The following is a 9,308-nucleotide window of genomic DNA, read 5'->3' as shown; positions in this document are numbered from 1 at the left end:
CACCGGGCTGCTCCTCGCAGGACGGGTCGTCGCTCGGGCCGGCGAGCGTTCCGGTGAAGCTCAGCTCGGTCTCACCGCCCGCGAACTCGAAGCCRTCCTCGGCGGTGAAGACGACCTCGTAGGTGCCGTCGCCCGCACCGCTGTCCACGATCACGTAGGTGCTGTTCGTGTAGGTGAAGCCGCTCTCATCCAGCATCGCGCCGATGTAGCAGTCGGGGTCGGTCAGGTCGATGGCGGCGGTGGCGACGCCGGGCTCAGCCGGGATCTCGCACACGATCACGTGGCTGATGCTGTCCTTCTCCGGGTGGACGAACGAGTCGCCCGGGGTGAGCGCTCCTCCCATCGAGTCGGTGGTGTACACCGCGTTCTCGTTGGTGACGCTGTTGCCGCTGCTGCCTGCCTTGACGATCACCTTCGAGTACGTGTACCCGGGGGTGTTCGCCGGGAGAACGTACGGGGGCGTCACGGGCTCGACCTTGTAGCAGACCTCGCCGGTCAGGGTCTCCCAGTTGTCGGGGTCGTTGGTGTTAGAGGGATTGCCGCCGGCCAGCGCGGGGCTCGCTCCGCCCGCGGCCATGCCGAGGGCGAGGAGAGCGGCGGTCGCCGCGGCAAGAATGCGCGTGCGCATCATGAAGAGCTCCTGGGGGGTCGGAGCCGAGCGCGCCAGCGGGCCGGCAGCGCTCAGTGTTCGGGTATTCGGGTAGCGCACGATCGGGATCGGGGGAGATCACGGTCGAGCGGTCGGCCGTCGTCGGGGAACGACGACCGTCGGGTGTTCGGGTGTTCGGGTACTGCAGGTATTCGGAACAGTACGACTCTGAGACTGATTCGCTCGACGGGGTAGTCAAGGAAACGCCAGGTGTGTACTCTCCCAGCCCGCGCGAATCGACGAACGTCGGGTGAGCCGATTCCGCAGGCGAGCCCGACGATATTCCCCTCAGAGTGACGAAAGCAAGACTGGACCGTTCCGTCTACCCCTCAACGGGGGTGCGAGCAATGCTCAGACGTTCCGAGGGCCCCGCCGCGCGTCAGTGCACGAACTCCAGGAGGTCGAGTCCGAAGACCCGCAGGGCGTCGAGCACGCGCAGCCGGCTCGCCAGGTCGCGCTCCTCGAACTGCACCGAGACGGCGTAGGCGAGGCCGCCGCGCGGCCCGCGGAGGATCCCCGACTCCGACCGGACCCCCGCGTCGCATCCCGTCTTGTTCACCATCCAGGTGCTGTGCTCGACCCCGCGGTGGGCGAGCGGGTCGCGACCGAACGCGCTCGCGACCATCGAGAGGTCGGTGTTGAGCGACAGCCAGCCGAGCACGCGCTGACTCGTCGTCGGATCGATGATGTGGCCGTGGGCGAGGGCGTAGAAGAGCCACGCGAGCTCCGCGGTCGAGCCGACGGAGAGCTGGGGCGCGTCATCCGGCCCCCGGCTCTCACGGACGACGTCGAGCAGGGCGGTGCGCACGAGGCCGAGCGACTCCGTGCGCGCGCGCACGGCATCCAGCCCGATATGACGGAGGAGCGCATTCGTCGCCACGTTGTCGCTCGTCGAGCCGACGAGCGCGGCGAGGTCGGAGAGCGGGAGGGCCGGCGCCTGCAGGTGCTGCCAGAGACCCGAGTCGGCCACCGAGTCCTGCACCGACCGATCGACGATCGAGAACTCCGACAGCGACCGGTCGGTCATGCGCGCGCTCACCTCGATGAGCAGGAGGATCTTGCCGATCGACGCCGTCGGCAGCACGATGCGCTCGTCGACGGCGAAGACGCTCTGCCCCGACTGCAGATCCACCGCCGCGACCGAGACGCGCGCGCCCTCGTACGCGAGGGCGCCGAGGGCGCGGAAGGAGGGGCGGAACGAGGGAGAGCGCTCGAGGGCCCGACGCCGCGCTGACACCGGAGCCGCCAGGCGGGCGCTCCGGTCGCGCAGCATCGGGGTCGTCACCAAATGGACACGCGCTCCGTCTCGTCCAGCCACAGGGCGTCGTCGGGAGTGACCGAGAACGCCTCGTAGAACGCTCCGATGTTACGCACGATCTGGTTGCAGCGGAACTCGTTCGGCGAGTGCGGGTCGATCGACAGCAGCCGCAGGGCCTCCTCCGGCCGGATCGCGAGCTGCCAGGCCTGCGCCCACGAGAGGAAGAACCGCTGCGCACCGGTGAGCCCGTCGATCACCGGGGGCTCCTCGCCGTCGAGCGACAGCAGGTAGGCCTTCCAGGCGATTCCGAGCCCGCCGAGGTCGCCGATGTTCTCGCCGATCGTCAGCGCGCCGTTGACGTGGTGGCCGGGCGCCTGACTCGGCTCGAGCGCGTCGTACTGGGCGATGAGCGAGCCGGTTCGCTCCTCGAACGCGGCCCGGTCGGCCTCCGTCCACCAGTCGCGCAGGCGCCCGTCGCCGTCGTAGCGCGAGCCCTGGTCGTCGAATCCGTGCCCGATCTCGTGGCCGATGACCGCGCCGATCGCGCCGTAGTTGGCCGCGGCATCCCGCCCCGCATCGAAGAACGGGAACTGCAGGATCGCCGCCGGGAAGACGATCTCGTTGAAGCCGGGGTTGTAGTACGCGTTGACGGTCTGCGGCGTCATGAACCACTCGTCGCGGTCGATCGGCCGGCCGATCTTGCCGAGCTCGCGCTGGAACTCGAACTCCCCCGCCGCCCGCACGTTCGCCACCAGGTCATCCGCGACGACCTCGAGCGAGGAGTAGTCGCGCCACCTCACCGGGTAGCCGATCTTCGGCGTGAACTTCGACAGCTTGTCGAGGGCGCGCTCGCGGGTCTCGGCGGTCATCCACTCGAGCTCGCTGATCGACTGCCGGTACGCCTCGATGAGCATCGCGATGAGCTCGTCCATCGCTGCCTTCGCCTCCGGCGGGTAGTGCCGCGCGACGTAGACCTCGCCCACGGCCTCGCCCATGGCGCCCTCGACGAAGCTCACGCCGCGCTTCCAGCGGGCGCGCTGCTCGGGGGTGCCGGTGAGGGTGCGACCGTAGAAGTCGAAGGTCGCGTCGACGAAGTCGCGCGAGAGGTACGACGCCATCGAGCGGATGACCGACCAGCGCAGCCAGTCCGTCCACTCCTCGAGGGGGCGGTCGGCGATCGCGGCCGCGAGCCCGGCATGGAACGAGGGCTGGCGCAGCACCACCTCGGCGAGCTGCTGCTCGGTGATGCCGAAGGCGTCGCGCCAGCGCGCGAGGTCGAGGCCGGGAGCGGCCTCCTCCCACTCGGCCCAGGTGCGCAGGTTGTAGGTCGCCTGGCTGTCGCGGTTGCGCACCTTGTCCCAGTGGTGGCTCGCGAGGTGCGTCTCGAGGGCCATGATGCGCACCGCGCGCTCGGCGGGGGCCTCCAGGCCGGCGAGGGCGAGCATCCGCTCGAGGTGGGCGAGGTAGGCGTCGCGCGTCGCCGCGTGCGCGTCCTCGCGGTAGTACGACTCGTCCGGCAGACCGAGCCCGCCCTGCTCGACGAAGACGAGGTAGCGCTCGGGGTCGCCGGGGTCGTTGTCGACGAAGAGCTGCGCGAACCCGCGGGCGCCCTCGCGCTCGAGGCGTCCGATCTCGCTCAGCAGGGAATCCTTGTCGTCGATCGTGTCGATCGCCGCGAGGTGCGGGGCGAGCGGGGCGGCGCCGAGCGCCTCGATGCGCTCCTCGTCTATGAAGCTCGCGTAGAGGTCGCCGACCTTGCGCTCGAGCGTGCCCGGCTCGGCCGACTGCGCTTCGACGATGATGTCGCGCACGGCCTTCTCGGCCTCCTCGGCGAGCACCATGAATGAGCCGTAGCGGGCCTTGTCGGCGGGGATCGGCGTGCGTGCGAGCCAGCGCGCGTTGACGTGGCGGTACAGATCGTCCTGCGGGCGGATGCCCGGCTCGAGCTCGTCGGAGAGGATGCCGCTGCTGAGGGTGTCGGTCACCCGACCGAGCCTAATGAGGCGGCGGGGGGTCGCGCCTGCGCATCCGCCGAGGGTCGCGCGCCGCGTGAGAGGGCGAGCGCGGCCCCGAGCGCGAGGAGGGCGACGACGGCGAGCACGGCGGTCGCCGCGGCGGGCCCCGCGGCCGACCCGACGAGGCCGGCGATCGGGTACGTCACGGCGTACCACGCGTGGGAGCTCGAGAACCGCGCGGCGAAGACGGCGGGCCGGTCGTCGGGCTCGACCTCGCGGCGGATGATCCGCGCGCTCGGGGTGCTGATCGCCGAGCTCGCGGCGCCGAGCACGAACCACAGGACGATGACGAGCGGCAGCGTGAGCGCTCCCGTGAGCGCGAGCGCGGCCGTCGCCGCGAGCGCGACGGGAACGATCGCCGCGCCCGTCGCCATCACCGCGCCATCGCTCCCCCGGTCGAGGATGCGCGGCAGCAGCAGAGCCACCGCGATCGATCCGGCACCGAACGCGACGAGCGCCACGGCGAGCGGCCCCGACGGGTCGCCGACGTCGGCGGCGCCGATGACGACGAGCAGCACGACCGTGGTGACGAGCACCGTCGCGTAGACCGTGGCCGTGACGGCGTCGAGGACGGCGAGGAACCGCAGCGCGGGTATCCGCGTCATGAGGCGCAGGCCGCGCGTGAGGCGCGACGCGAACGGCTCGCCCGCCGCGCCGGCGCGCTCGCTGATGCGCGAGAGCCCCACGGCGAGCGCCGAGAGCGCGAAGCCTGCCGCCGTCACGGCGAAGAGCGCGCTGGGCGGCAGGACGAGCACGAGCAGCGCCGCGAGCACCGGGCTCAGCAGCGACTCGAGGTCGTAGGCGAGCCTCGAGAGCGACTGCGCGGAGGTGTAGTCGCGCTCGTCGGGCAGCACCTCGGGGATGACGGCCTGGTACGTGGGCGTGAAGACGGCCGACGCCGAATGCAGCAGCAGGATCGCGACGTAGAGGTGCCAGGCCTCGGTGGCGAGGACGAGACCTGCCGCGATGACGACGCGCGCCGCATCCGCGCTGATGAGGACGGCGCGGCTCGACCGACCGGCGACGAGCGCGCTCGCGATCGGCGACACGACGACGTAGGCCGCGATGCGGATGGTCAGCGCGATGCCGATGATCTGCGCGGCCCCCTCTCCCGCGATGCGGACGGCGACGAGCGCGAGCGCGACGGTGAGCACGCCCGTGCCGACGAGCGAGGCGACCTGCGAGGCGAAGAGCGCGGCGAAGCGCCGGTGGCGGAGGACCGTGAGCATGCTCAGTGCTCCCCGTGGTGGCGCGGGAGATCGGACACGGTGTGCTCGGCCTGCCGCAGTGCCTCGACGACGAGTCGGCGCGGGTGCTCGTCGCGGAGCCGGTAGAACGCGCGATTGCCCTCCTGTCGAACGGTCACGAGCCGTGCGAGGCGAAGCTTGGCCAGATGCTGCGACACGGCGGGCGGCGGGCGATCGACGATGTCGGCGAGGTGATTGACGGAGAGCTCATCGAGGTCGAGCGCGAGGATGATCCGGACGCGCGTGGGGTCGGCGAGGAGCCCGAACAGCTCGGCCACCACGTCGACCAGCGGCGATGAGGGATCGAGGTCTTCCTGATGCGTATCTGCATGCATACGCAGATAGTAAGGCAGGCGCGATGCGCTCGTGCGCGGGCCGTAGCGTGGAAGCGTGCGCCCCCGGCTGCGAGCGATCGACCGCGACATCCTGCGCCTCGCCGCGCCCTCGCTCGGCGCCCTCGTCGCCGAGCCGCTGTTCGTGCTGACCGACACGGCGATGGTCGGCCATCTGGGGGCGGATGCCCTGGCCGGGCTCGGCGTCGCCTCGACGGTGCTCCAGACCGCGATCGGACTGCTCGTCTTCCTCGCCTACGCCACCACCCCGGCCGTCGCGCGGCGCCTCGGAGCCGGTGACAGGGCCGGCGCGCACGCCGCGGGCGTCGACGGGCTCTGGCTCGCGCTCGGCATCGGCGTCGTCCTGCTCGGGGTGCTGCTGCCGACCTACCCGGCGATCGTGGGCGCCTTCGGCGCGGCCGCACCGGTCGAGGCGGCCGCGCTCGAGTACCTGACGATCGCGTGGTGGGGCGTGCCGGGCATGCTGCTCGTGCTCGCCGCGACCGGGGTGCTGCGGGGCCTGCACGACGCGCGCACCCCACTGGTCGTCGCGGCGTGGGGGTTCTGCGCGAACATCGCGCTCAACGCGATCCTCATCTACGGTCTCGGTCTCGGCATCGCCGGCTCGGCGATCGGCACCCTCATCGCGCAGTGGGCGATGGCCGCGGTGCTCGTGACGGTGGTCGTGCGGGGCGCCCGTGCGGAGGGCGCCGCGCTGCGCCCCGGCCCGGCGGGCCTCCGCGCCGCGATGGCCGCCGGCTCGTGGCTGCTGCTGCGCACGGTGTCGCTGCGCATCGCGCTGGTCGCGACCGTGCTCGTCGCAACGGGACTCGGCACCGTCGAGCTCGCCGCGACGCACGTGTGGTTCGCCGTCTACAGCCTGCTCGCACTCGCCCTCGACGCGCTCGCGATCGCCGGGCAGGCGCTCGTCGGACACGGACTCGGAGCCTCCGACGTCGAGCGCGTGCACCGCATCACCCGCCGGCTCGTCCGCTGGGGGGTGCTCGTCGGCACGATCCTGGCGGTCGTCGTGGCCGCGTCGGCGCCGCTGGTCCCGATCCTCGTGACCTCCGACGAGCGAGTGCGGGATGCCCTCCCCCTCGTCCTGCTGATCCTCGCGATCGGGCTGCCGCTCGCCGGGCTCGTGTTCGTGCTCGACGGCGTCCTCATCGGAGCCGGTGACGGGCGCTACCTCGCCGCCACGGGCATCCTCAACCTGATCGTCTACCTCGTGCTTCTCGTGCTCGCCGCCGGTTCGGGACTGCCGGCGCTGCTCGCGTCGTTCACCTTCGGGTACCTCGGGGCGCGCGCGGTGACGCTCGGGGCGCGGGCGCGCGGGGATCGCTGGATCGTGACGGGCGCCGGATCGTGACGGGCGCGCGCTAGCGGAGCTGCCCGAACCCCTCGGCCATGCGCGTGGGCCCCGCGACGAGCACCGTGTCGCCCTCCCGGACGACGGTGTCGGCGTCGGCGTTGCACCAGGGCTGCCCGTCGCGCTGGACCGCCATGACCGTGACGCCGTGCTCCTGGCGGAGGTTCGTGTCGCCGAGCCGGCGGCCGAGCAGCACCGAGTTGGGCTGCATCTTCACGATCGCGTACGCGGAGTCGACCTCGATGTAGTCGAGCGCGGCCCCGCGGACGAGGTGCGCGACGCGGCGACCCATGTCCTTCTCGGGGTAGATGACGTGCTCGACCCCGAGCTGCTCGAGGATCTGCCCGTGCGCGTCGCTCGTGGCCTTCGCCCAGATCTGGGGGATGCCGAACTGCAGCAGCACGGACGTGGTGAGGATGCTCGCCTGGATGTCGGAGCCGATCGCGACCACGACGCGGTCGAACTCGTGCACGGCGAGCTGGCGGAGCACCTCGGCCTTCGTGGAGTCGGCGCGGACGACCTGGCTGAGCTCGCCGTTGAGGCCCTGGACGATCTCCTCGCTCGCGTCGATGCCGAGCACCTCGGTGCCGGTCGCCATGAGCTCGAGGGCGAGCGACTGGCCGAAGCGGCCCAGGCCGATGACGGCGACGGAGTCGGCCTCAGCGATGCGCGAGGTGCGGGTGCCGGAGAACAGGCGCAGGTTAGCCAATGACGGGCCTTTCTTTCGGGAGCTCGTAGAGCAGCTGGCGCTGGCGCAGGACGAGGGCCGTGCCGAGCGTGAGCGGGCCCAGGCGGCCCAGGAACATGAGGACCATGAGCACGATCTGCCCGGCCGCCGGCAGATCGGCGGTGATGCCGGTGCTGAGACCGACGGTGCCGAAGGCCGAGATCGCCTCGAACAGGAGCACGTCGAGCTCGAGGTCGGTGACGAGCATGAGGATGACCGTGGCCGCCATGACCGCCGCGAGCGACAGCAGCGCGATCGTGATGGCCTCGCGGTGCACGGCGCGCGAGAGGCGCTTGCCGAAGATGTTCACCGCGCCCTGCCCGCGCAGCTCGGTGAGGATGATGAAGAGCAGGACGGCGAAGGTCGTGACCTTGATGCCGCCGGCCGTGCCCGCGGGCCCGCCGCCGATGAACATGAGCACGTCGATGCCGAGCCAGGTCTCGCTCGTCATCTCGCCGACGTCGACGCTGTTGAAGCCCGCGGTGCGCGCTTGGACCGAGTGGAAGAAGGCGACCAGCACGCGCTCCGCCGGGGACATCCCGCCGATCGTCGCGGGGTTGCTCCATTCCAGGACGGCGATGTACGCCGTCCCGATCACGAGCAGGAGGCCGCTCATCGCCAGGACGATGTTCGTGTTCATCGTCCAGTGCAGCGGACGGCGGAACTCCTTGCGCAGCTGGCGGAGGACGGGGAATCCGAGACCGCCGAGGACCGTTGCGACCGCCATCGGCAGCACGATGACGGGGTCGGTCGCGAAGCCGACCATGTTGTCCGAGTACGGCGCGAAGCCCGCGTTGTTGAAGCTCGACACGGCCAGGAAGACGCCGTGCCAGACCGCGTCCGCTGCGCCCTCGCCGTAGTGGAGAGCGAGGCGGAGGCCGACGATGATGGCGACGGAGGCCTCGATGAGGAGGCTCGTGGCGAGGATGCCCTTCGCGAGTCGCGCCGCGTCATCGGCCGTGACGGCTCGGTTCTCGGTGCCGGTCAGGGCTCGACCTCGCAGCGACAGGCGTCGAGCGAGCGCCAGCCCGATCAGCGAGGCGACGAGCATGATGCCGAGCCCGCCGAGCTGGATGAAGACGACGATGATCACCTGGCCGGTGAGGGACCAGGCGGTCGCGGTGTCGACGACGACATGGCCCGTCACCGAGACGGCCGACACGGCCGTGAACGCCGCGTCCAGGATCGTGATCGAGTCGTCCCGCGGGTGGGAGAAGGGAAGAGCGAGGAGGCCCGTCGCCGCGAGGATCGCCCCGAGGAAGCCGAGGACGACGGCCTGCGGGGGGCTCAGTCGAAGGCGGCGGGTGCGGCGAGGCGCGATCGCCCCCGTGTTCGGCACTCGCGCAAAGGTACTCCTGTCGCCGGGGTTGTCAAGCGCAGTCGTGAAGCGCGGTCGTCACGCGCGCGCCGAGGCGGCGGGGCACGACGAGAGCGGGCGCCCGACCGTGAGGTCGAGCGCCCGCCGGGGCAGTCGCGGCTACCTGGAGGCCGCGGCTGTCGTGGGGGGTCTCAGCGGAGCGCGTCCTTGACGTCGTCGCCGGCCTGCTTGAGGTTCGCCTTCGTCTGGTCGGCGCGGCCCTCGGCCTCGAGACGCTCGTTGTCGGTGACCTTGCCGACGCCCTCCTTGATCTTGCCGCCGAGCTCCTCGCCCTTGTGCTTCGCTTCGTCGTTCATGACGGCTCCCTTCGTCGCGGTGGAGTTACGACGG

At 71.4% G+C, this 9,308-nt stretch carries 9 protein-coding genes; 1 reads left to right on the top strand and 8 read right to left on the bottom strand.

Annotated elements, in window-relative coordinates; all coding sequences use genetic code 11:
* The 5 genes from ASC54_RS03095 to ASC54_RS03075 form a co-directional block, all read right to left on the bottom strand.
* A partial coding sequence (locus tag ASC54_RS03095; RefSeq protein ID WP_162242487.1) for a hypothetical protein occupies positions 1-631 on the bottom strand: 631 nt, incomplete at its 3' end.
* Between the two features lie 397 nt (positions 632-1,028).
* Positions 1,029-1,934, bottom strand: a complete 906-nt coding sequence (locus ASC54_RS03090) for a serine hydrolase (protein ID WP_235451369.1) — start codon at positions 1,932-1,934, stop codon at positions 1,029-1,031.
* The gene (locus tag ASC54_RS03085) at positions 1,931-3,892 is read right to left on the bottom strand and encodes a M13 family metallopeptidase (protein ID WP_055896588.1); all 1,962 of its coding nucleotides are present in this window, start codon (positions 3,890-3,892) and stop codon (positions 1,931-1,933) included. Before ASC54_RS03085 ends, ASC54_RS03090 begins: the two co-directional genes overlap by 4 nt.
* A complete protein-coding gene (locus tag ASC54_RS03080) occupies positions 3,889-5,151 on the bottom strand; it encodes an MFS transporter (RefSeq protein WP_200932263.1) in 1,263 nt (420 codons plus the stop codon). The genes ASC54_RS03085 and ASC54_RS03080 overlap by 4 nt, the downstream gene beginning before the upstream one ends.
* Before the next feature lie 2 nt (positions 5,152-5,153).
* Entirely contained in the window at positions 5,154-5,504 is a 351-nt protein-coding gene (locus ASC54_RS03075; RefSeq protein WP_055857618.1) for a metalloregulator ArsR/SmtB family transcription factor, read from the bottom strand.
* A 55-nt stretch (positions 5,505-5,559) separates the two neighbouring features.
* On the opposite strand from ASC54_RS03075, the gene ASC54_RS03070 reads away from it, so the two are divergent.
* A complete protein-coding gene (locus ASC54_RS03070) occupies positions 5,560-6,873 on the top strand; it encodes an MATE family efflux transporter (protein WP_055896585.1) in 1,314 nt (437 codons plus the stop codon).
* Between the two features lie 10 nt (positions 6,874-6,883).
* On the opposite strand, the gene ASC54_RS03065 is transcribed toward ASC54_RS03070, so the two are convergent.
* The 3 genes from ASC54_RS03065 to ASC54_RS03055 form a co-directional block, all read right to left on the bottom strand.
* On the bottom strand, positions 6,884-7,582 hold the full coding sequence (locus ASC54_RS03065) for a TrkA family potassium uptake protein (RefSeq protein WP_200932262.1): 699 nt from the start codon (positions 7,580-7,582) through the stop codon (positions 6,884-6,886).
* Positions 7,575-8,939, bottom strand: a complete 1,365-nt coding sequence (locus ASC54_RS03060; protein ID WP_200932261.1) for a TrkH family potassium uptake protein — start codon at positions 8,937-8,939, stop codon at positions 7,575-7,577. The genes ASC54_RS03065 and ASC54_RS03060 overlap by 8 nt, the downstream gene beginning before the upstream one ends.
* A 170-nt stretch (positions 8,940-9,109) precedes the next feature.
* Positions 9,110-9,274 (bottom strand): CsbD family protein, encoded by a 165-nt coding sequence (locus tag ASC54_RS03055; protein WP_055857622.1) that lies wholly within the window; start codon positions 9,272-9,274, stop codon positions 9,110-9,112.
* Between the last annotated feature and the right edge of the window lie 34 nt (positions 9,275-9,308).

It is taken from the genome of Yonghaparkia sp. Root332, assembly GCF_001425665.1.
Lineage (GTDB): Bacteria > Actinomycetota > Actinomycetes > Actinomycetales > Microbacteriaceae > Microcella.
This window is presented reverse-complemented; position numbering and strand designations above follow the sequence as displayed.

What these genes read in the sequence shown, in the direction of transcription:
- ASC54_RS03075 (WP_055857618.1), bottom strand. Translation starts at nt 5,504, where the DNA reads ATGCATGCAGATACGCATCAGGAAGACCTCGATCCCTCATCGCCGCTG.
- ASC54_RS03055 (WP_055857622.1), bottom strand. Translation starts at nt 9,274, where the DNA reads ATGAACGACGAAGCGAAGCACAAGGGCGAGGAGCTCGGCGGCAAGATC.
- ASC54_RS03080 (WP_200932263.1), bottom strand. Translation starts at nt 5,151, where the DNA reads ATGCTCACGGTCCTCCGCCACCGGCGCTTCGCCGCGCTCTTCGCCTCG.